Raw genomic sequence first — 21,140 nt, 5'->3', positions numbered from 1 at the left:
TCAATCCTCCGCCAGTGTGAAAAGGATCATTAACGTTGTTCCCATGACCGTTAGGTAAACCCCCAGATCAAAAACCAGGGGAGTACCCACTTTCCCCACCACCGGCAGGGGGTGTTTCCACCATAAACCGGTCATAAAGGGCTGGTTAACCATCCAAGCCAGCATAGCGCTACTAAGCGCTACAAGCAACCCAATGGCAATCAGGAGCCGGGGTTCAATTTTGAGCAGGTCGCGGGCAGCCTGTACCCCTTCCGCAAGCATATAAAGGACAATCGCTACCGAGGCCACCAGACCACCCACGAAACCACCTCCAATTTCGTTATGCCCTCGTAAAAGCAGGAAAATGGAAAAAACGATCAGCAATGGCATTAGGTAGCGCGCCGCCGTTGCCAGGATTTCAGAGCGCCCTCTCATGCTCCACCTCCTCTTCTTCCTCTAACCCCTCAAAATGAACCATCAGGCGCCCCAGGGTCAGACGCACCAGGGCATATACCCCAATTCCAGCCAGAGCCAGCACGGTGATCTCCCCCAGGGTATCCAGTCCACGGAAATCCACCAAAATAACATTGACCACGTTACGTCCGTTGGCCAGGGTCAGGCTGTTTTGGGCAAAATAATCAGAAATGTGAGGAACCATGGGCCGAGCCGTCACGACCAGCACCAGTGCCGTCATTAACATCCCGCCAGCAATGGCAACCAGCAGGTCGAGGAAGCGCGTGGGCGAGGGAGTGAGAAGCGTGAACTTGGGCAAACGATAGACCGCCAGCACAAACAGGATGACGGTCAGAGTCTCAATTGCAAATTGAACCATTGCCAGATCAGGTGCGCTGTAAATCAAGTAAATCAACACCAAACCATAGCCAATCATGCCCATTGTGGCAATCGTCGCCAGGCGCGAACGCAGGCGTGGGATAACAACCGCCGCCATGATCATGAGTGCCACCACCACAACCTCATAAAAGCGGATACTGCCCCATCCACCTACTCCCAACCAGGACAGACGGCTGAGCAGGGTGAAGCCAGTCAGGAGTACTGTGGTCAGAACGATGGTCATCACATAAAAGCGTAGGTATCCATTCTGTAGAACGCGCGTCTGCCAAGCCGCAAAGCGACGCAGCCCGGTAAGTCCCACCTCGTACAGATGAGCCGGGCCCACAGGGGCTAGTTTCTGCCAGATTCTGCCCCCTTGCCAGAGGCTCCGATAGATAGCCCAGCCCAATCCGCCCAACCCCATAGTCAGAAGGCTAAGCCCTAGCACCGGCGTCATCCCATGCCAGAGGGCCAGTTTTACCTTAAGAGGGAACTGAAGAACACTTTGGGCGGCACCCTGAATGAGAGGAATGGTCAGCGCTGGTATGACCCCGACCACCAGCCCCAGACCACTTAGAATCAAGGGACCCAACCAGAATTCAACCGAAACTGGGTGCGGAGGATGAGGAACATCCTGGGCGCGTCCCCAGAATGGCTTGAACGCAACCAGTGCAGCCACAACGAAGTTAATAGCACCAGCTAAGATGGCACCCCCCAGGCTCAGATAAAGCGGCCAGGTGCTTTCCATCAGACTCTCAAAGAAAAGTTCCTTCGCCAGAAAACCCAGCGCCGGCGGCAAACCAGCCATAGAAATCCCAGCCAGTAGCGCCGCCAAGGCAACTTGCGGCACAGTAGATGCCAGATTTCCCAACCGTTCGATATCCCGCGTACCAGTACTGTGATCAACCGCACCTGCCACCAAGAACAATGCCCCTTTATAAAGCCCATGGGCTAGGATGTACAATACCGCCGCCTTCACCGCTAGAGCATCACTTAGCCCCAGTAGAAAAGTCATGGTACCCAGCGCTCCTACAGTAGTGTAGGCCAGCAAGCGCTTTAGGTCCCGTTGTCCCAGTGCCAGCAGCGCCCCGGTCAGCAGGGTCAGAAACCCCACCCCACTTACTAGCATCTGCCATAGTGGAGTTTCAGCCAGAACCGGCGTCAGTCGGGCTAGCAAAAACACCCCCGCCTTCACCATGGTGGCCGAGTGTAAGTAGGCGCTCACCGGCGTCGGCGCAGCCATTGCATTGGGTAGCCAGAAATGGAACGGGAACTGAGCCGATTTGGTAAAAGCACCAATCAGGATCAAAAGTAGAACCATCGGGTAAAGCGGACTATTGCGGACCACTGCGCCATTCTGATTGATGACGCTGATCAACCCACTCCCCGCCACCTGGCTAAGAAGCACCAACCCTGCCAGAAGCGCCAGGCCTCCCCCTGCGGTGACCAGTAAGGCTTGCCAGGCAGCGGCGCGGGCGCCATAACGCTGATGCTCAAAACCAATGAGAAGGAATGAGGTAATGCTGGTCAACTCCCAGAAAATGAAAAGGAGGAAAAGGTGATCGCTAAGCACAACGCCCAGCATGGCTACCATGAAGAGGGTGATTAGGACAAAAAAGCGCCCCTGATAGGGATGCCCATCCAGGTATCCACCCCCGTAAATAATGACTAGGGCCCCGATCCCGGTAATCAGAAGTGCAAACAACATCCCCAGCCCATCCAGGCGAAAGGCCAGTTCTACACCTAGCGAAGGCATCCAGGAGATGCGTTCCTCAATCACTTGGCCCTGCCCCAAAATGAAGGGCGCCTGACCGGCTAAATAGACCAGCCAACTAAGGGGCAACAGAGCAAACAACCACCCGCTACGGGGACCGAAGCGCCGATAAAGCCACGGGATGAGAGCAGCAAAAATGAAACCCGATAAGATGATGACCAGCATTCTCCCTCCTTTCTAGCGGTGTTTTTCTATACGCAACAGGTTGCATAAAATTACAGGAAGATGGATAGTCTGTCAAGGGGCATCGCCCCATAGGTGAAGACACCAAAAAACCAGGTAATTAAACTCTGGTAATGAGACTCTGGTGATATTATGCCCTTCTCAATCGCCTGTTCCCACGCCCCTTAGCCGATTAATCCACTCTGGCCTTTAGCGGATGAAACTGGGGTAGGCACGGCCAATAAATGGTAAATATGCCCCGTCGCCGGAACTATCTACCCTTTTCCCAGATTAGGCCCCAATAGGTGAAACCAAAAGGGCTGGGTAGGTGGCCTCCAAATCCCCTTCCGCCACCACACGAGCAAGCGAGCACCGTACAAATAGTGCGGTAGCAACTCTGACACGTCGCTCCACGCACTGTATTGCACCCGCGTCTTTCAGGTCACCGGCTTGGCCCAACCGGCGCTAACCGCAGCCTGTTTGCCTATGTCCTAGAGAGTGGGCAGTGTCCGCCATTCCTCCATAAAGGCTTCCAGTAGCGTCAGTGCCTCAGGCATGTTGCGTCGGCCCAGCCCAAGGCGAAAATGGTTCCCCATATCGTCAAAGAGCGTTCCTGGTGCCAGTAAAACACCTGTTTTCACCACCAAAGCTTCACAAAAAGCCTCCACGTCGCCTTCGAGCAAACGCGGAAAAGCCACCGAACCGGCCCGAGGTGGCACCCAACTCAGACGCTCAGGGTAACGCTGAAAGAATGAGGACAAGTACTCTAGGTTCTGGCTCAAAATAGCCCGATTGCGCTCCAGTAACACCTCTCGATGCTTCAGCGCCACTTCCGCCAATACCTCGGCAGGAGCACTGTTACAGATCGTAAGATAGTCTTTAACCACGGCCATCGCTTGCAAGAGATCCTGACGATGGGTGGCAACCCAACCAATGCGCAGCCCCGGCAGGCCGTAAGCTTTTGACATCACCCCCAATGACACTGCCTGTGGGTTCACATCGCAAGCGGCCGGCAAACGTTGCGCCGGATCATATTCCAGTTCACGATAAACCTCGTCGGAGAATAAAATCAGACCATGCTTTTGAGTGAGACGATGGATTTCATCAAACACCTCACGAGGCATCAGGTAACCCGTAGGATTATGAGGAACATTGATGACCACGGCACGCGTGTAAGGGCGGATCAGGCGCCGCAGATCTTGTGGATCTAGTCCCCAGCCCTGGGATTCGTTAGCCGGCCAGAAAGAAACCTGGCAGCCTAGTCCGCGCGCCACCTCGGCCAGCGATTGATAACAGGGACTGTGGACGATAATGTGATCACCGGGTCTGAGTACCGCCACCATAAAGGTAAAAATAGCCTCTTCCGCGCCACTATGCACCAGAATTTCATCCGGATCCATTGTGGTATAGAGCCTGGCGATCGCCTGGCGCAAACTCGGCGCGCCCGATGATTCCGTATATCCCAGGCGGAGGTCCAGCAAGCGGGCTTCGGCTTCGGGCTCTAAGGCCAGAAGATCACGCACACTGAACGTTTCGCAATCGGAAGCACACAACACATAGCGCACATTGAACTCATAGCGAGCAAAGAAGCGCTCAAGTTTGAAAGGTGATAACTTCATAAGCCTCCTCGACGAAGGAAGAATTCAGCACATACCCCACTATCAAGTATAAGCCCTCCTGATAAAGACCGCCCTTCACCCCTCTTAAGCCGTCTTGCGTCCTGATTACCCCCGTTAGCCCCCAATCAGCACCAGACGAAGCAACCAAAACGCTACCATTCCCACCAAAATGGTGAGAAAAACATTGCGCGTGCGGTATGCCACCCCAATGGCCACAACCCCTGCCAACAAACGCGGGTTTGCCAGGGTAAGGTTCAAATGCTGATCCAGGGTCACTAACTCGGGCACAACAATAGCGCTAAGAACGGCTACTGGGACGAAATAGAGGGCACGCTGCGTCCAGTCAGGCAGACGTAGATGCCGCCACAACGTAATGAAAGACAAGCGGGTGAGATAAGTCAACCCACCCAGCGCCAGAATGACCCACCATACTGTCATCGCCGTCTCTCCCATACCAAGCCGACCCCAATCGCCACCAGACTGGCTAGGATCAGGCCAAGTTTATAAGGCAGGCCCACTAATAAAACGGCCATTCCGCCCGCTACTACAGCCGTCAATCTATCCGCTGCGTGGCGCAGGCTGGGCACCACCAGCGCAATGAAAGTGAGCGGTAAGGCAAAATCCAGCCCCCATGTATCAGGAACGAATCTCCCCAACAGAATACCCACTGCCGTACTGGTCTGCCAGGTCGCCCACAACGCTAGTCCGGCACCGAGGAAGAACCAATGCTCACCCAAACGTTGACCATTATGGCGATAATTGACGATACTCACCGCATAAGCCTCATCGGTAAGTAGATACGCCAAAAGGGCTTTCCAGAAACTGGAGAGGCCCTGTAGCCATGGTGCCACCGAGGCACTGTAAAGCAAGTGCCGCAAATTGACCACAAAGCCTGTCAAGATCACCACCAGAGCTGGGGTCATCCCCGCCAGGAGCTGGACGGTCATAAACTGCGCCGATCCAGCAAACACCACCACCGACATCGCCTGTGCCTGAAGGGGAGACAAGCCGGCCTCCAAGGCGATGACGCCATAAATCATACCAAAAGGTGCCACCCCTATCAGCAATGGCACCTCGTTCCGTACTCCCTCCCAAAAGCGTTTCCAAGAACTTTCTTTGCTCATCGCTCTCTCCTGCTTGGCCCCTCATGACAGAGCCCCTATTGGCGTGTATTATAGTCCGATACAAGACCAGGTGTTTGGGATACAATTAAGAACACCAACGCTTTTCTGAAGGTTCAGAATGCTCTATCTGGTTTCCACCCCTATCGGCAACTTGGGAGATATTTCTCAGCGTGCGCTCGAAACTTTGCGCCTAGTGGATTATGTTGTTAGCGAGGACACCCGCCGTACCGGGGTTCTGTTGAAGCACTATGATATTCACAAGCCCCAGATTTCGTTCCGCGAAGAAAACGAGAAAAAGATATTACCGCGTTTGATGCGACTGCTCCAAGAGGGTAAATCCTTGGCCCTGGTCACCGATGCGGGCACGCCGGGCATTTCTGACCCCGGCTACGTCCTAGTGCGCGCCGTTATTGCTGCCGGCATACCATTAACCGCCATCCCCGGCCCAACTGCCCTCATTCCAGCTCTTATCCTCTCTGGCCTGCCCGTACATTCTTTCACATTCCGCGGCTTCCCACCCCGTAAGCCCGGTGCACGTCGCCGCTTTCTGGAGATCGATCGAGAAAGCCCCCATACCCTGATTTTCTACGAGAGTCCCTATCGCCTGCGTGAGTTTCTCACCGATGCGCTAGCAGTCTACGGCAATCGCCCAGCTGCCATCGCTAATGATCTGACCAAGATGTTCGAAACGATTTACCGCGGTAGCCTCGCCGAATTGAAAGCCCGTTTTGAAAGCGAGCCCCTGAGAGGGGAGTACGTGGTTGTGATTGCTGGTAAGGGATACACCACAACCACTGACTCTACTCTAAGCGAAGAAGCGGATTGACTGCTTATTCCCTGGCTTTATGTCAGGGCAAAGGGGGTAAAGCGCGTGTGAGTATCATAATAATCCTCGCTCTCAGCCCGCTTGAGAGCGTTAACCACTTGGTAGGTCAACGGGGTCATGATGACCTCCACCCCGACTTTGAAGAGATAATTGGTCAGCACCAGCGTGCCAAAAAGCGACCAGGGAAAGACACCGGTCAACGAGGCAACTAAAATAAACACGGCTGTATCTACCCCCTCGCCTACCAAGGTGCTCCCGATGGTTCGCATCCACAACCAACGCCCTCGGGTTAAGACCTTCATCCGCGCCAACACAATGGAATTACTGAACTCCCCTGCCAAATAGGCTACCAGGCTAGCAATGACGATCCCCCCGCTGAACATGCCGCCCAGGATGGCATCATAGGCTTGCTGACCGGCATATTGCTCCCAGGTAGCCTCACCCGGCAGTCCGCGCACCATTCCAAAAATCAGCGCGCTCAACCCCAACATGGCAAAGCCGGTCCAGATTACTCGACGCGAGCGGCGAAACCCATAGACCTCAGTCAGCACATCGCCAAAAATATAACTAATTGGAAAAAGCAGGGTGCCAGCATCAAATGCCAGGCGAACCCCAAAAACAGAAATGCCCCAATCCACAATCTTGGCCGAGGAAGCGATGTTGCTCACAATTAGCACGGTAACAAAAAGCGCCGTGATAAGATCCAGATAACGATAAGAACGTTCTGAAACCAGTTGTTGATTCATCCTTTTCCCCGGCAACACCCACGGATGTGGCTCCTCAAAAATCGCGCCCCAAGTATAATCCATTTAGCGTAAATCCCGCAGCCCTCGTTTGATTTTTTTAGCCATGCACCGATTTTTTCTCCCCCCCGATTGCATTCACGCCTCGTGGGTCAGCTTCCCGCCTGAAACCGCGCACCAAATTTACGCCGTCTTGCGGATGAAAACCGGTCAAGAGGTGGTGGTCCTCGATAACAACGGAGCGGCCTTCCGCGTACGGCTGGAAAATCTCCAACCCTCTTCGGCTACGGGGGTGATACTAGAGACTTTGCCGATTACCAGCGAACCCCGCACCCGCCTGACCCTTTACTTGGGGCTGACTCAGCGGGAGAAATTCGAATGGGTGCTACAAAAGGGCACTGAAGTCGGGATAATCGCTTTTGTTCCCCTGATTACCCAACGCACCTTGGTGCGAGAAATTACTGTTGCTCGCGAGAAACTTCCCCGCTGGCGGCGTATTGTCCAGGAGGCCGCCGAACAATGTGGGCGGGGACGAATCCCTGAAGTTCATCCTCCTCTCGAACTGGAACGGGCAATAAAGCAGGCCCAAACCACCACCTCCCTTTGCCTCATGGCTTGGGAAGGTGAAAATCAACGTTCCTTGCGGCAGGCCATTCGCAGCCTGTCCATGTCTCCTGAGGAAGTAGCGTTGATCATTGGGCCAGAAGGGGGCCTGAGCCCGAATGAAGTTCTCCGAGCGCAGCAAGCTGGTTGGCTGACGTGTTCTCTGGGAACACGCATCTTACGCATGGAAACCGCCGCCATCCTTGGGGCCGCGCTCACCCTCTATGAACTCAACGATCTCTAGGGCACTGAAGGTGGCTGCTGCAGCACGACCCGCCGTGGGAGCAGATTTTTCAGTTGAGTCCGCTGCACACGCCCCCGCCCCAGAACGCGCCCATGCACATCAGTGACAATTACCACCCGCGTCTTTGGCCAGGGGGGACGAATCACCAAGGGCACGTCTTCTCCTCGTAACCAAGGGGTTACCATCTCAGCCGGCAGAATCACCCGTCCGTGTTGGCACTGACGCCCAAAACGCGCCACGCCTTCATGGGTCAACACCCAGCCCTCGGGGGTGGCTTCCAGAAGAGGCAGCCCTAATGACACAACGGGTAAAGCGCCAAAATAAGCCTCAAAGGCGCGCGGGGCGGCATAAAGGTAATCCTCTCGACGAACCAATCCCGCTACTTGAACCTCGAACAGAGGTTGCATGTCCAACCCGTAGTCACGCTTTAGCGCTTCCAACACCTCTCGCATTTCGCTCGGCCTCAACCAAGTCAGACGCGTTCGGGTTTGCGGCGGGGAGGTCATCCCTGATTCTGAAGGCACTGGGGCCACCTTACGCAGGCGGGCGGCAAAAAATCCCGCAGTGTGGAAACGATGAGGCCAGAGACGCACGGCACGTCGCACCTGAGGAGGAAAACGGTGCTCGGGTGTAGCCTCCAAAGCCGGGGCAGGCGCAGGCAATCGGTCATCCACCGATTCAATCTCAAATGTTCCAGGGTGGCGCTGTAGAGCCGCTTCCAGCACAGCCTCGTCTTCCTCAGGAGCCAGGGTACAAGTAGCATAGACCATTTGCCCCCCCACTCTGAGCGCGCGCAATCCGCTGAGCAACAGTGCCACCTGGCGCTGTGCCAACCGTCGCTGTTCCCCCTGGCTGATCGGGCGCATGGGATGACTTTCCAATGGTCGCAAGGATTGCATACTACAAGGGGCATCCAGCAAAACGGCGTCAAACGTTTCCGGGTACCATCCCCCCCATCGTTCGCCCGGAAACCCCGTTATAGCCAAGTTGATGCCTCCCCAGGTTTGCAAGACCAGCCGCAGAGCGGTCAGTCGTTCATGCGAGGAATCGTTAGCAATGACCAAGCCACGGTCGTTGGTGCGCGCCACTAAGTGTGTGGTTTTTCCTCCCGGCGAAGCCGCCATATCCAGAATCAACGGACGCGCATCAGGGGGAAAATCAAACAACTCTACTGGCAGCATAGAAGCTGCGTCCTGAATATAATAATAACCCAAACGGTGTTCAATTGTCTGGCTAACCGGGTATGCTGATTCGACAACCTGCCAACCGGTCGGACAGAAAGGTACTGGTTGCAAGCGCCAGCCATACCACTCCGCCCACATATGTACCTCGGCGGGGTTGACTTTTAGGGGATTCAGGCGCAATGCGGGCGCAAGCGGGCGCTTCAATTCTTCCAGTAGGGCCTGCCATTCCTCAGCCGAAAGCAAGGGACGAAAACGTGCTAGGGCTTCTTCCAGCGCACGCTCCATAGAAAAGGGAGAAGACGACCGTTCAGGTTTCATTCTTTACGCACACAAAAGACAACCTCATTTTCAAAGTAGAGTTCTTGCACTTCCCAGTCCAGGCCATTCAGAATTCTGGTCATAAGCCGTTGATGAAAGGGCAAGAGATCACGGCGTCGGCTTAGGCTGCGCGAAGGCAGAGAGATTAACACCCAGCGCGCGGGTATGGCCTCCAGGAACGGACGCGCACAACCGGGCTGCCGTTCCTCGAAGCGGTGAATCTCCTTGAAAAAGAACGCCACCTCCGCCGGGATCCTAGGAGGCTGCACCAAGATGTCTTGGTGAAGTGCTTCACCCTCAACGCCTATTCGTTGAAAGAAGGCGTTAATCAGGGCAACACGAGGGCGGTGAATATCAAAAGCCAGGTAACGCGTGGTCGGCGGTAGACCCATCCAGGGCCAGGCCAGGGGATTAAGCCCACAGGCCAGATCCAGAATGGTCTCCGGTAGTCCGGTCACCTCAAATAAACGTTGGTAGAAGGTCTTAAGGAAGGGTAAACGCTCACGGGTGGAGGCATGAGAACGAAGTAACTCGAGACACACCTGGCGTATCGCCTCCATCCCCTTATCCGCAGCAACCTCCAGTGCCTGCAGTGCCCAAGTGTAATCTGGATCCCCCAGGTAGGGCGCCACAACCTGATGCAACACTCGCCGGGCAGCTACCATGGCCTGGGCGGGTTTCTCATAACGGGCTAAGGCACGGGTGATCACATCTTGTAACAAAGTCTCCGGCAAGTCCAGGTGGCGATATTTGGCAGATTGACGCACCTGGCGAATGAACTGCTCCACCCAGGGATTTTCGCCGGGTTTGTGCTTCATCGTTAGCGTCCCCCTTTGCGTACCAAAAAAGCCAGTTCGGTCGGAAAGTCGAAACGCCAAACGCTCCAAGGCTTATCAGCAACCAGCTGCTCAAAGCGCTGAGCGTAATTAACCCGCATGCCCTTCCTGCGACCACCCAGGCTATAAGTGGGAAACGAGACCAGAAGGTAGTCGGCTGGGATTGACTCAAGGAGTCGGCGACTGAGTGTTTTATCCAATTGTTCCAGGCAGGGAAGAGTCTTCAGAAGAAAGACCACTTGGAACGGTTGTTCGGGCAGAGTCATGCTTAAATCTCGTTGTTCTGCCCGCCCCCTTATCCCTAGATGGGTGAAGAAGTGGTTAAGAAAATCCACCATATCAGCGAAAATTTCCCAGGCCACCACCTGGGCATCTGGGGCCAGAGGTAGCCAGGGAGTCGCCAAGGGATTCAAACCACTGGCCAAGTCCAGCAACGAATGAATCTGGCCCACCGGAGCCAAAACTTGCTGGTAAAAAGGCTCCAGATAAGGCAAGCGTTCACGCGTTGAAGCATGCAAGCGCATCATCTCCAGACAAAAAGCCTTCACCTGCGGATGCTGCCGATCTCGAGGTAATGTACGCAAACGTTCCAGCCAGGCTGAGTAGTCAATGGGGCGCTCAAGATAAGAGGCAGCCACTTGGTGCAACTTGCTACGCACGGTTTTGACGATTTCACGCGGGGAGCGCCCTTTTCTCAGTTCCTGCCGCACCAGCGCCCGCACCAATCCCGGCTCTAAGTGTTGATAACGCGGGTGTGACAATACCTGACGGCTCACTTCTTCCACATATCCTTCTTCGTTCACGCCATTCCTCTCTCAAGGTGCAGGTACGCGCTCAATTGCTGCATAAAGCGCAGGTTATGCAAGGTAGCCAAGCGCTGGTAGAGGCTGTCTCCCAATAAATAGAGATGGCGCAGATACCCTGCACTGTAGTTGCGACAACAAATCGCATCACAAAAGGGAGAAATCGGGGTCTCCTGACGGGTTAAGCGCTCACTATCCATGTGCACAAATTCCCACCAGGATTCATCCTCTGGCGAGGGACGCGGTGGCCAGGCGGTAAAGCGGTAAAGGCGGCCATGACGTGCATCGCGGGTCGGCATTGCACAATCAAAAAGTCCGTACCCTAGGTGATAACCGCTGACCAGGTTTTGCGGATGGCCGATCCCCAAGGCGTGGAGTGGATACTCCGGTGGAATACACTCACGCACCCACGCCAAAATGTCCGTGAGCAAACGTCCCTGACGATCTAACGGCCAACCGCCAAAACCAAAACCATCAAATCCAATTTCCAGCAAGGCCTCAGCGCATTGACGACGCAACTCGAAAGACCCGCCGCCTTGAACCACCGCAAAGATCAACGGGCGTCTGCCACCCTCCGGCGAGTGCCGGTCGAGCCATTGCTGATAAGCCACTTTGCTGCGGCGAGCCCAAGCAATCGTCAAATCTACTGCCTCGCGCTGGGCGGTGATGGGCGCATCTACATGGGTACAGACATCCAGGCAAAACAACACATCGCTACCAAATCGCAACTGCCACTCCACTACCCTTTCGGGGGTTAGAACGAATTTGCGCCGCCGCCCCTCGGGCTGATAGTGGATGCCTTGTGAGCTGATTTTCCCCCGCTGGGGTTGTTGCTGGATCAGAGAATAGGCCTGAAACCCTCCTGAGTCGGTAAAAATCGGGCGCTGCCACCCACTCATTCGATGCAATCCGCCTAGGGCCTCCACCACCATCGCCCCAGGCTTTTGTACAAGATGGAAGGTATTCATCATCAGCGCTGGGGTTTCAATGGATAGCAGGTCTGTAGCGTCTACGCCACGCACCACACCCCAGGTGGCATCAGGAAGAAAGGCGGGGAAGGTCAAACGCCCATGAGAAAGAGCCAGAATTTGGGGATATGCGGTTTTCATCGCTTGGATTATGCCCCGAGAGCCGCTAAAGAGCAAGGTTCACCTCGTCTTCTCTACCCATTTCTGATGTAAAATGAAAAATGTCCCACCGATCTCGCCGCTAACAATTTCCTGGCTAGACTTTGGAGGCAAAACTATGACTCAACCGCGCGTTGTTCGTGCCCCTCGCGGCAACCAGCTCACCTGCAAATCGTGGCAGACCGAGGCCGCCTATCGTATGATCCAGAACAACCTAGACCCTGAGGTCGCCGAACGCCCTCAGGATCTGGTGGTCTACGGTGGGCGTGGTCAGGCAGCCCGTAACTGGGAAGCGTTTGAGGCTATTCTGGCGTGCTTGCGTGAATTGGAAAATGACGAAACGCTGTTGGTGCAATCGGGCAAGCCCGTGGCAATCTTCAAAACCCACCCCGATGCGCCGCGCGTGCTGATCGCCAATTCCAACCTTGTGCCACACTGGGCAACTCAGAAGCACTTTGACGAACTGGTCGCCAAAGGTTTGATGATGTTCGGGCAAATGACTGCCGGTTCTTGGATTTACATCGGTACCCAGGGCATCCTTCAAGGCACGTATGAGACTTTAGCCGCCGTGGCGCGCAAACGCGGCTGGCCTTCGCTGCAAGGGAAGTTTGTGCTGACGGCCGGCTTGGGTGGCATGGGAGGTGCTCAACCCCTTGCTATTACGATGAATGAAGGGGTAGGGTTAATTGTGGAAGTGGATCCTGCGCGAGCCCGCCGCCGCCTGGAAATCGGGTACGTTGACGAAGTGACCAACGACCTTGAGGAGGCCATGACACGGGTTGAGGAATGCCTAGACAAAGGTATCCCACGCTCGATTGGGCTAATCGCCAACGCGGCGGATATTTACCCGGAATTGGTCACGCGCGGGGTGACCCCTGACGTGGTTACCGACCAAACACCCGCGCACGATGTGCTCATGTACATCCCTAGTGGGCTAAGTGTCGAAGAAGCGGCGGTACTACGTACCAAAGACCCGGCTGAATACGAACGTCGAGCCATGGATTCCATGGCCCGGCATGTGCAAGCCATGCTCGAATTCCAGCGCCGCGGGGCTGAGGTCTTTGATTATGGGAATAATTTGCGCCAGCGCGCCTATGAGGCCGGTGTCAAAGACGCTTTTAACTTTCCTGGCTTTGTACCCGCCTACATCCGTCCCCTGTTTTGTGAGGGCAAAGGTCCCTTCCGTTGGGTAGCCCTTTCAGGTGATCCTGAGGACATCTATCGCACTGACAAGGCCATTATGAAACTTTTCCCTGAGGACGAGCACTTACAGCGTTGGTTGCGCATGGCGCGCGAGAGGGTCCCCTTCCAGGGCTTACCGGCGCGCATTTGCTGGCTGGGGTATGGTGAGCGCGCTAAAGCCGGGCTAAAATTCAACGAGATGGTAGCTCAGGGTATCCTCAAAGCCCCAATTGTAATCGGCCGGGACCACCTGGATGCCGGTTCTGTCGCCTCTCCCAATCGTGAGACTGAAGGAATGCGCGACGGAAGTGACGCCATCTCTGATTGGCCTATTTTGAACGCCCTGGTCAACACCGCTGCCGGCGCGACCTGGGTGGCCTTCCATCATGGAGGTGGTGTGGGAATTGGCTTTAGCCAGCACGCCGGAATGGTAGTGGTGGCCGATGGTACGCCCGAAGCAGCTCGACGGCTGGAACGCGTACTTACCACCGATCCTGGCATGGGCATTGTGCGTCACGCCGATGCCGGTTACCCTGAAGCCATTGCCGCGGCTCGCCGCCATGGGTTACGCATCCCTATGCTTAAGGAGACTCCCTAGCCGTGCGACTCTGGCGCGTTTTGGGTTTTCTGTTCACGCTGGCGGTAGGATTGGGGCTGGGACTCTATCTAGGGTGGGGCATTCTCGCCGCCCAGCCCAAGGACATGACTCCCGAAACCCTACGCGCCGACTACCAGGCTGATTATGTATTGATGGTGGCCGAGATCTACCAGCGCGAAGGGGATGTGAATGCCGCAGCACAACGCCTGGCCCTGCTGGGAGAATCTCCCTTACGCAAAGTGCAAGAAGCCATCCTGACCGCCCAGCAGTTGGGATATGCACGCGAGGACATTGAAACCTTGGCGCGTCTCTTCCAGGCTCTCCAGACTTACCCCCGCATTCAATCCACGGTAACACCATGACCCTTGACGACCTGGACAACTATCCTAGCGAAGAGCCATCTCCCCAACCACCTTTGTACCTGCTCACCGGGCTGGTGCTAGGGGTCCTGCTTGGGTTGTTCATCGCGCGTGTGCTCAGCCCCCTGCGCTATGTAGATACGGCTCCCGCCATGCTAGGCGAACCATACAAGGCCACCTATCGCCTGCTGATCGCCCAGGCTTACCAATCCAATGGCAACCTCGAGCGCGCCCGCCTGCGTCTGCAATTGCTTGATGGCGACCTTGCACCAGAAGCGCTGGCTAGCCAGGCACAGCAATGGCTGGCAGAAGGGAACAATCTTGAGAGCGCACGTGCGTTGGCCCAGTTGGTGACTGACCTCACTTCATCCACCCTCTCTCCTTCATCATCGGCAACCCCTGCCTCTGGTTCTGGCACTCCTGCTTACACAACCCCTCTACCGACGCTCGATCTTGGTCAGGCCATCGCCACACCGACTCCTACGCCTTCCCCTACTTCCACTGTGACCCCCTGGCCGACTTTCACCCCCCGGCCTTCACCTACTCAGCGCGCAGCCCTTCAGGCGCCGTTCAAACTAGTCGAACAACGTCAGTTATGCGAAAGCGGCGTCCCCGCGGGCCTGCTCCAGATTTACCTGACCGATAATAACGGGCAGCCGTTGCCAGGCATTCCGATTACATTACTTTGGAATAGTGGGCAGAATGTCTTCTATACTGGGCTTTACCCCACGATCAGCCCTGGCTACGCCGATGCCTTGTTGGACCCTCATCTAGTATATGATGTTCGACCCGGCGATGTGGGAGAAACAGTACGGGGGCTCCAACCCCCACAGTGTAAAACACCAGATGGACAAACCTTTATCGGTGGGTGGCAATTGGACTTCACCCAGTAGTAGGGGCGAGTATAATTGGAACTAACCAACCTTAAAAACTGACCGGGAGCCAGGGCATGCGGCGTGAGGTTTTAACCTGGAATGATGTAGAGCAGTTAATTGACCATCTTATTCCTCAGTTCGAAGTAGAGTTCGACGCCATGGTAATGATCACCCATGGCGGTATTATTCCCGGAGGCCTGCTGGCCGAAGCGCTGAAAATGAGCATTATTCTTACGGCTTCAGTGGATTTCCCCGCCGAGCTAGAGTACGAGAACCTCAAAGAAAAAGAGAAAGACAAATCTCGCTTGCTGGCCTGGCCCAAGTTCTTACAGTTCCCAGAAGATCACCTTTTGCGTAACCGTCGCATTTTGGTCGTAGATGACGTCTGGGGGTCTGGGCGCACCATCACTGCGGTCAAAAATCGCATTACTGGAGCGGGGGGAATCCCTTACACCTGTGTGTTACACTTCAACCCCTATCGCAGTCTTTTCGGTACGGCACGTCCTGATTATTACGCTGCCACAACCGATGCGTATATTGTCTATCCCTGGGAGATCAGTCGTGGCACTCAGGGGCTGATCCTAGGCGGGCTGTGATTCTGCGAGGGAATTACCCCAAAATCACCTGAAGCGCCTCGAGATACTGAGAAGTCATCCGCTCCAGCCCAAAGGCCGCTTCGGCACGCTGGCGCGCACCGCGCGAGAAGACCGACCAATTGGATAAGATCTCAAGGCTGGCCTCCACGAGAGGCTCAATCTGCGGAGACTGAAGGCGCCAGGGATCGGCACCATATGGAACAACCCGCCCAGCCACGGGAGTCACAATCTCACCCAGTGCGCCGGTGTCAAAACCTACCACCGGCAGACCACACGCGAGGGCTTCAATCACGGCATTTGGACAGGCGGGATGCAATTCAGCCGAAAAGAATAGATGTGACGAACGGTCCAAATAGGCAATGCGTTCTGGCGAGACCACCCCTACCCAGTTCAAGGTTAGATCGCAAGCCAGCGAAGAGACAAGGGTTCGCTCTGCTGTCGGCACCTCCCCCGCCACCCACAACTCCACCGGACGGCTGGCCCGTTCCTGCAAAGCACGCATCAGACGCACCGCGCTTTCTAGGCCCAGCGCGCTCCCGCCGCGCAGATGACCCTCAACCACCAGCATGCGCCAGCGTTCGGCGGGGCGCTCATGCATACCAAAGGGAGCAAACTGATCCAAATCCACCCCGTTATAGATCACCGTCTCCCACTTCTCTCCCCGCCCGTAAACTCGCTGCCACCAGGCACGGGCAAATTGGCTCTGATATACCACGCCATCCGCTAGAAAACGGCGAATGAAGGCCAGATTTAGATTGGCGTACTCGGCACGCAGAGCATAACGGAGCCCCTGAAAACGCCGCCGATGAATCCAGTTCATCCCATCCAGGCGTTGCAAGATGCGGAGACCGCGCTGATGAGCCCGCCACAACACACCTACGTGGCGGGTTCCACCGATGAGCAGGATTGCCTGACAGTCCGGATCCTGGGGATCATGATGTACCGACACGCCCCGGGCTTGTAAGGCCACCATTAGACGGCGTTGGAAGGAGGTTGGCCCACCCAAGCCCTCCAGTTTTGGCCAAATGCAAACATTCCTAATTGGGGTTGCCATCGTTGATCAGGTTCATGTGGGGCTCACGAAAGGTCAGTAGAGCCGTCACGATGCGCTCAGCGGCGTGTCCATCTCCAAAGGGATTTGCCGCTTGCGCCATGGCAGCATAGGCCCGCTCATCTCTCAACAGGCGGGCCGTTTCATTCACTATCGTTTCAGGATCCGTGCCCACCAGTTTCAGGATACCTGCTTCCACCCCCTCCGGGCGTTCGGTGACTGCCCGAAGTACCAAAGTAGGAATCCCCAAGCTGCTGGCCTCTTCCTGAATACCTCCTGAGTCGGTCAGCACCAAGGTGGCCTGACGCATCAAATGCACCATCGGTAGATAGTCCAAAGGGGCGATAAGGGTAATGTTTGAAATATTGGAAAGGAGGGTATACACAGGCTTTTGCACATTCGGATTAAGATGCACCGGGTAAACTAAGTGCACCGAGTCAGCAAAAGTTTCAGCAATCTGGCGCAGGGCTTGGCAAATGGCTTCGAGGGGCCGACCGAAATTTTCGCGCCGGTGGGCGGTCACCAGGATCAGGCGCTTTCCACCTGGTCCGATACCATGACGGGCCAGCAAAGCCTTTACCTCCCCCGGTACTGGCTGGCGCACAATCTGATGGAGCGCATCAATAACCGGATTCCCGGTAACCACGATTCGCCAATCTGGCACACCCTCGGCCAGTAAGTTGCGTCGGCTGTGCTCAGTTGGCGCAAAGTGCAAGTCGGCCACCACACCCGCGATGCGGCGATTGATTTCCTCCGGGAAGGGTTGCCATTTGTCGCCAGTGCGCAGGCCTGCCTCCACGTGACCCACGCGGATACGGCGATAGTAACATGCTAACGCCGTGGTCATCACAGTGGTGGTATCACCCTGCACCAACACCCAATCCGGGCGCAACTTTTCCAGCACCGGGTCGAGATGGACCAAGATGTTCGCCGTTAATGCTGCCAGGGACTGATTGGGCTGCATCAGATTCAGATCGAAGTCTGGCTGGATGTTGAAAACGGCAAGCACCTGGTCCAGCATCTGGCGGTGTTGGGCGGTTACAACCACACGCGACTCAATTTCGGGGCAAGCCGCCAGTGCCTGCACCACCGGCGCCATTTTGACCGCCTCCGGGCGCGTACCAAAGATAGAAACCACGCGCAAACGTTCAGGCATCCTCGCGCCCATCCCCCAATCGCAGAACTCGAAAACCAGCCGCTTGCCAAGCTGTCTTATCCCAACCGTTTACGGCATCGAAAGCCAGGCGGGCCGGAGTCAGTGTCTGAATCTCGTAGGGGTTAATCTCGCGCAGGCTGGTATGGCCTACCAGCAACACCAATGCCTCGGCCTTCTCCAACGCCTCTGGCAGTGTGGGTACAGTTGGCACACCCGATATTTGAGCCTCGGGTTTGAAGGGCTCGTAGGCACGCACATGCGCCCCAGCATGGACCAGCCGATGAACTACTTCAATGGCCGGACTTTCGCGCAAATCATCCACATCGGGCTTATAGGCCAGGCCCAAAACGGCCAGGCGCCGCCCCTCCAAGCGTCCCAGATTGCGCTCCACCCATTCCACCACAAAATCAGGCTGTGAGTCATTGACTTCACGGGCGGAACGGATCAAGCGGGTCAGGTCTGGGGCTGCCTCGACCAGAAACCAAGGATCCACACTAATGCAATGTCCACCCACCCCAGGACCTGGGCGCAAGATGTTGACCCGAGGATGGCGATTGGCCAGTGCAATAGCCTCCCACACGTCAATACCCAGACGATCTGCCAACCGGGCAAATTCATTTGCTAGTGCAATGTTGACATCGCGGAAGGTATTCTCCATTAACTTGACCATCTCAGCAGTGGTGCAGTCGGTCAGTACAATCTCGCCTCGTACGAAAGTGGCGTACAGGTCACGAGCTGCTTCGGCTGAGGCGCGATCAATCCCCCCAACCACACGCGCATTCTCAATTAATTCGCGCAGAATCTGCCCCGGCAAGACACGTTCCGGCGAATAAACCAAGTGGAAATCCTGCCCGGCTCGTAAACCTGAACGCTCAAGAATGGGGGCAACCACCTGGAGGGTCGTCAGGGGTGGGGAAGTGGACTCAAGGATAACCAGGTTTCCCGTCCTTAAATGAGGGACAATGGCTTCACTGGCAGCCCGCACATATCGTAAATCTGCCCGTTTATCCTCTAGAAAGGGGGTCTGCACAGCAATGATAAATGCATCTGCGGTTTCTGGCTCGCTACGTACCACCAGATTGCCCGAACGCAAAGCCGCCTGAACCAACGTGCGCAATCCAGGTTCATAAAGGTGAAGCCTGCCGTTTTGTAAACCATGCACAATCTGTGGATTGACATCTACCCCCACGACCTGCAGACCATGGGTGGCTAGCGTGCTGGCGGTAGGCAGGCCAATATAGCCTAAACCCAAAACGCAAACTTTTTTGAACCTCACGCCGTTTTCCCTCACATTCGGAGAATACCGAGCCAGCCCTGAATTATCCCATATCCGCCAGGGGTTGCCAAGACTCCAAGCGAACTTCGCCACCATTGCGCTTGCTCAGCCTTATCAGGCGTGATAGACTTAAAAATGTGCTAAATGATGTAAAGAGCCTTCTGGTTTTCAGCCCTCAAACCCAATTCGCCGAATGGCTACGTCTAGGCCTGGAGGAAACCGGTCATTACCGGGTCACCCTGTGTGCTTCTCCAGCGGAGATCTTTGACCGCATTGCCCAGGAACCCGTTGATCTGCTCATTGCAGACCTCCCTGCGGGCGATACCCTCCTGCGTGAAGGCCTGGAAACCATATCGCGCCAGTTTCCCCACCTACCCATCCTGCTCTTCCCGCCGGAGAATGACCCATACCACCCAGAAGCCTCCACTATTGTTGCCTGGGCTTACCTTTCCAAACCCTTCTACCTGCCCGATTTACTACTCGCCGTGGAGACTCTCTGTCGAGGTGAGAAAATCCTCCCGCCCCCGCCTCAAATGCCCCAAGCATTGGAAGCGCTCCGCCAGCACCTGGATGCTTTCATGGGACAGAGCAGTGCGCAGGCCGCTTGGATTTATAGCGCTGGGCGCTTGCTTGTCCACACGGGTACCCTTGGAACATCTCTTCGAAAGCACCTGGAATCCTGGATGGAGCAGCGCTGGCAACGCCTCTTGAAAGACGGTGAATGGCTGCGGTATGTGACACCATTGGGTCAGGGAGAACCGCTCCTGCTCTACGCTCGCCCGCTTACCCCACAGACACTATTATTGCTATTCTTTGCCACCTCCATACCTTTGAGTCAGGCACGGCAACAAGGACGGTCGTTAGCGGAAGCCCTTGAGGCCTCTCCTTGGCTAACCTCAGAACTCTTGCTTGCCGAGGCATCCGCTCCTCCTCTCACCAGCCCCGCTGATGAGATCATCACTGAGGGCGAACGCTCAACCCCTGAGGATGAATCCCTGAGCTGGATGATGGAGTCAGAAGGCTGGGCTACACCCGAGGAGAGAGAAGAAGAGGAGATATCCCTGCCGGATCTGAGCCTGTTGGAGCAATGGTTGGCTGAGGCCCCACCCCCCACTCCAGAGCGATCTGCCCGCGAGGAAACGCTAGGCTTACAAGCAGACTGGCTGCCTGAAATAACGTTTGCCCCTGAAGAGCCCTCATTAGAGCCCCCAGCCCATGAGGATCGCTTAGTCACCGAAGCCGGCCAAGCCGAGGAAGAAACTACCCGGTCTGCCATCTGGACACTCGAACCTGGTGAAATGGATATTCAACCCCTTGGAGAAGTCCACGAGGGCGCCTTTGAGCCGCCGCCCGACTTTTTTGAGGCTTTGGCCGCGGCTACCGGGGGGTTTCCTGCCGAACCGTCCGTAGATCTTGAAGCCCCTACACCACCCCTCAGCGTAGAGGACACCCAACCGCTATCCCCGGCTGCCCTCAATCGGCCTGCTATAGAGGCCCCTCTCTACCTAACCTACACGGCTGTACTGGTCACTACGCTCCCAGAAGCCCTGCAGAACCCCAAGGCAACCATGGAATTGACACGCTGGATGCCGCATTGGTGCCAGCGCCAGGGATGGACGCTCAAGCGTTTGGTAGTCACCTCGAATTACCTCCTATGGACGATGGCTATCCCTTCCTCCATCACCCCGCGCCACATGGTTCACATTGTGCGGCATCATAGCGCCTGGCGGCTCTTTCATCGGGTGCCTGAGGCGCTGGCTGATCTGGCACCCGACTCCTTTTGGGCACCAGCGCATCTGGCGATTGCCAACGAGACTCCTCCAAGCAATGCAGAAATTGAAGCCCTGATAGCTCAAAATCGCCCCGCTTCCTGA

20 protein-coding genes are annotated in these 21,140 nt (G+C 55.9%); 7 read left to right on the top strand and 13 right to left on the bottom strand.

Translation table 11 applies throughout. From position 1 onward, the window contains the following. The 5 genes from Q0721_RS05140 to Q0721_RS05120 all read right to left on the bottom strand — a co-directional run bounded on the left by Q0721_RS05140 (window position 1) and on the right by Q0721_RS05120 (window position 5,489). Window positions 1-414, bottom strand: coding sequence for a Na+/H+ antiporter subunit B (locus tag Q0721_RS05140; RefSeq protein ID WP_299026368.1), 414 nt, complete (start codon window positions 412-414; stop codon window positions 1-3). Beyond that, window positions 398-2,749, bottom strand: a complete 2,352-nt coding sequence (locus Q0721_RS05135) for a putative monovalent cation/H+ antiporter subunit A (protein ID WP_299026365.1) — start codon at window positions 2,747-2,749, stop codon at window positions 398-400. Before Q0721_RS05135 ends, Q0721_RS05140 begins: the two co-directional genes overlap by 17 nt. Before the next feature lie 488 nt (window positions 2,750-3,237). After that, complete coding sequence (locus Q0721_RS05130) at window positions 3,238-4,365, bottom strand: aminotransferase class I/II-fold pyridoxal phosphate-dependent enzyme (RefSeq protein WP_299026362.1); 1,128 nt, start codon at window positions 4,363-4,365, stop codon at window positions 3,238-3,240. Window positions 4,366-4,479: 114 nt separating this feature from the next. Beyond that, the gene (locus tag Q0721_RS05125; RefSeq protein ID WP_299026359.1) at window positions 4,480-4,803 is read right to left on the bottom strand and encodes an AzlD domain-containing protein; all 324 of its coding nucleotides are present in this window, start codon (window positions 4,801-4,803) and stop codon (window positions 4,480-4,482) included. Beyond that, window positions 4,800-5,489 carry an AzlC family ABC transporter permease gene (locus tag Q0721_RS05120; protein WP_299026356.1) on the bottom strand — a complete coding sequence of 230 codons (690 nt, stop codon included), beginning with the start codon at window positions 5,487-5,489 and terminating at the stop codon, window positions 4,800-4,802. Before Q0721_RS05120 ends, Q0721_RS05125 begins: the two co-directional genes overlap by 4 nt. 118 nt (window positions 5,490-5,607) lie before the next feature. On the opposite strand from Q0721_RS05120, the gene rsmI reads away from it, so the two are divergent. Continuing rightward, a complete protein-coding gene (gene rsmI / locus Q0721_RS05115; protein ID WP_299026351.1) occupies window positions 5,608-6,315 on the top strand; it encodes a 16S rRNA (cytidine(1402)-2'-O)-methyltransferase in 708 nt (235 codons plus the stop codon). A 17-nt stretch (window positions 6,316-6,332) separates the two neighbouring features. Here the strand turns inward: rsmI and Q0721_RS05110 are convergent, their stop codons facing one another. After that, complete coding sequence (locus Q0721_RS05110) at window positions 6,333-7,061, bottom strand: queuosine precursor transporter (RefSeq protein WP_299026348.1); 729 nt, start codon at window positions 7,059-7,061, stop codon at window positions 6,333-6,335. Window positions 7,062-7,164: 103 nt separating this feature from the next. Here Q0721_RS05110 and Q0721_RS05105 point away from each other — a divergent pair, with 103 nt between their 5' ends. After that, window positions 7,165-7,905, top strand: coding sequence for a 16S rRNA (uracil(1498)-N(3))-methyltransferase (locus Q0721_RS05105; RefSeq protein ID WP_299026345.1), 741 nt, complete (start codon window positions 7,165-7,167; stop codon window positions 7,903-7,905). Here Q0721_RS05105 and Q0721_RS05100 read toward each other — a convergent pair. From Q0721_RS05100 to Q0721_RS05085, 4 genes are read right to left on the bottom strand one after another with little or no spacing between them, the layout of a single operon-like run. Next, window positions 7,902-9,407: a hypothetical protein gene (locus tag Q0721_RS05100; RefSeq protein WP_299026342.1), complete on the bottom strand. Its 1,506-nt coding sequence runs from the start codon at window positions 9,405-9,407 to the stop codon at window positions 7,902-7,904. The two genes, Q0721_RS05105 and Q0721_RS05100, sit on opposite strands and share 4 nt — an antisense overlap. Then, entirely contained in the window at window positions 9,404-10,225 is an 822-nt protein-coding gene (locus Q0721_RS05095; RefSeq protein ID WP_299026339.1) for a hypothetical protein, read from the bottom strand. The genes Q0721_RS05100 and Q0721_RS05095 overlap by 4 nt, the downstream gene beginning before the upstream one ends. Before the next feature lie 2 nt (window positions 10,226-10,227). Continuing rightward, complete coding sequence (locus Q0721_RS05090; protein ID WP_299026337.1) at window positions 10,228-11,046, bottom strand: hypothetical protein; 819 nt, start codon at window positions 11,044-11,046, stop codon at window positions 10,228-10,230. After that, a complete protein-coding gene (locus Q0721_RS05085; RefSeq protein WP_299026335.1) occupies window positions 11,043-12,155 on the bottom strand; it encodes a tRNA guanosine(34) transglycosylase Tgt in 1,113 nt (370 codons plus the stop codon). Before Q0721_RS05085 ends, Q0721_RS05090 begins: the two co-directional genes overlap by 4 nt. 136 nt (window positions 12,156-12,291) lie before the next feature. Here Q0721_RS05085 and hutU point away from each other — a divergent pair, with 136 nt between their 5' ends. Genes hutU through Q0721_RS05065 form a run of 4 tightly spaced genes read left to right on the top strand, consistent with a single transcriptional unit; the run spans window position 12,292 to window position 15,783 of the window. Further along, complete coding sequence (gene hutU / locus Q0721_RS05080; RefSeq protein WP_299026332.1) at window positions 12,292-13,953, top strand: urocanate hydratase; 1,662 nt, start codon at window positions 12,292-12,294, stop codon at window positions 13,951-13,953. A 2-nt stretch (window positions 13,954-13,955) separates the two neighbouring features. Further along, on the top strand, window positions 13,956-14,315 hold the full coding sequence (locus Q0721_RS05075) for a hypothetical protein (RefSeq protein ID WP_299026329.1): 360 nt from the start codon (window positions 13,956-13,958) through the stop codon (window positions 14,313-14,315). Continuing rightward, window positions 14,312-15,205 (top strand): hypothetical protein, encoded by an 894-nt coding sequence (locus Q0721_RS05070; RefSeq protein WP_299026326.1) that lies wholly within the window; start codon window positions 14,312-14,314, stop codon window positions 15,203-15,205. The genes Q0721_RS05075 and Q0721_RS05070 overlap by 4 nt, the downstream gene beginning before the upstream one ends. Window positions 15,206-15,261: 56 nt before the next feature. Then, window positions 15,262-15,783 carry a phosphoribosyltransferase family protein gene (locus Q0721_RS05065; RefSeq protein ID WP_299026323.1) on the top strand — a complete coding sequence of 174 codons (522 nt, stop codon included), beginning with the start codon at window positions 15,262-15,264 and terminating at the stop codon, window positions 15,781-15,783. A 13-nt stretch (window positions 15,784-15,796) separates the two neighbouring features. Here the strand turns inward: Q0721_RS05065 and Q0721_RS05060 are convergent, their stop codons facing one another. The 3 genes from Q0721_RS05060 to Q0721_RS05050 are packed head-to-tail and all read right to left on the bottom strand — an operon-like array spanning window position 15,797 to window position 19,266. Further along, entirely contained in the window at window positions 15,797-16,789 is a 993-nt protein-coding gene (locus Q0721_RS05060; protein WP_366519179.1) for a glycosyltransferase family 4 protein, read from the bottom strand. 31 nt (window positions 16,790-16,820) lie between these two features. Then, window positions 16,821-17,978 (bottom strand): UDP-N-acetylglucosamine 2-epimerase (non-hydrolyzing), encoded by a 1,158-nt coding sequence (wecB, locus tag Q0721_RS05055; RefSeq protein WP_366519180.1) that lies wholly within the window; start codon window positions 17,976-17,978, stop codon window positions 16,821-16,823. 4 nt (window positions 17,979-17,982) lie between these two features. Next, the gene (locus Q0721_RS05050) at window positions 17,983-19,266 is read right to left on the bottom strand and encodes a nucleotide sugar dehydrogenase (RefSeq protein WP_299026314.1); all 1,284 of its coding nucleotides are present in this window, start codon (window positions 19,264-19,266) and stop codon (window positions 17,983-17,985) included. Between the two features lie 137 nt (window positions 19,267-19,403). Here Q0721_RS05050 and Q0721_RS05045 point away from each other — a divergent pair, with 137 nt between their 5' ends. Then, window positions 19,404-21,140: a hypothetical protein gene (locus Q0721_RS05045; protein WP_299026310.1), complete on the top strand. Its 1,737-nt coding sequence runs from the start codon at window positions 19,404-19,406 to the stop codon at window positions 21,138-21,140.

The organism is uncultured Thermanaerothrix sp., assembly GCF_938028735.1.
Lineage (GTDB): Bacteria > Chloroflexota > Anaerolineae > Anaerolineales > Anaerolineaceae > Thermanaerothrix.
Note: the sequence above shows the minus strand (reverse complement) of the source record. Positions and strands in the feature narration are given on the sequence as shown.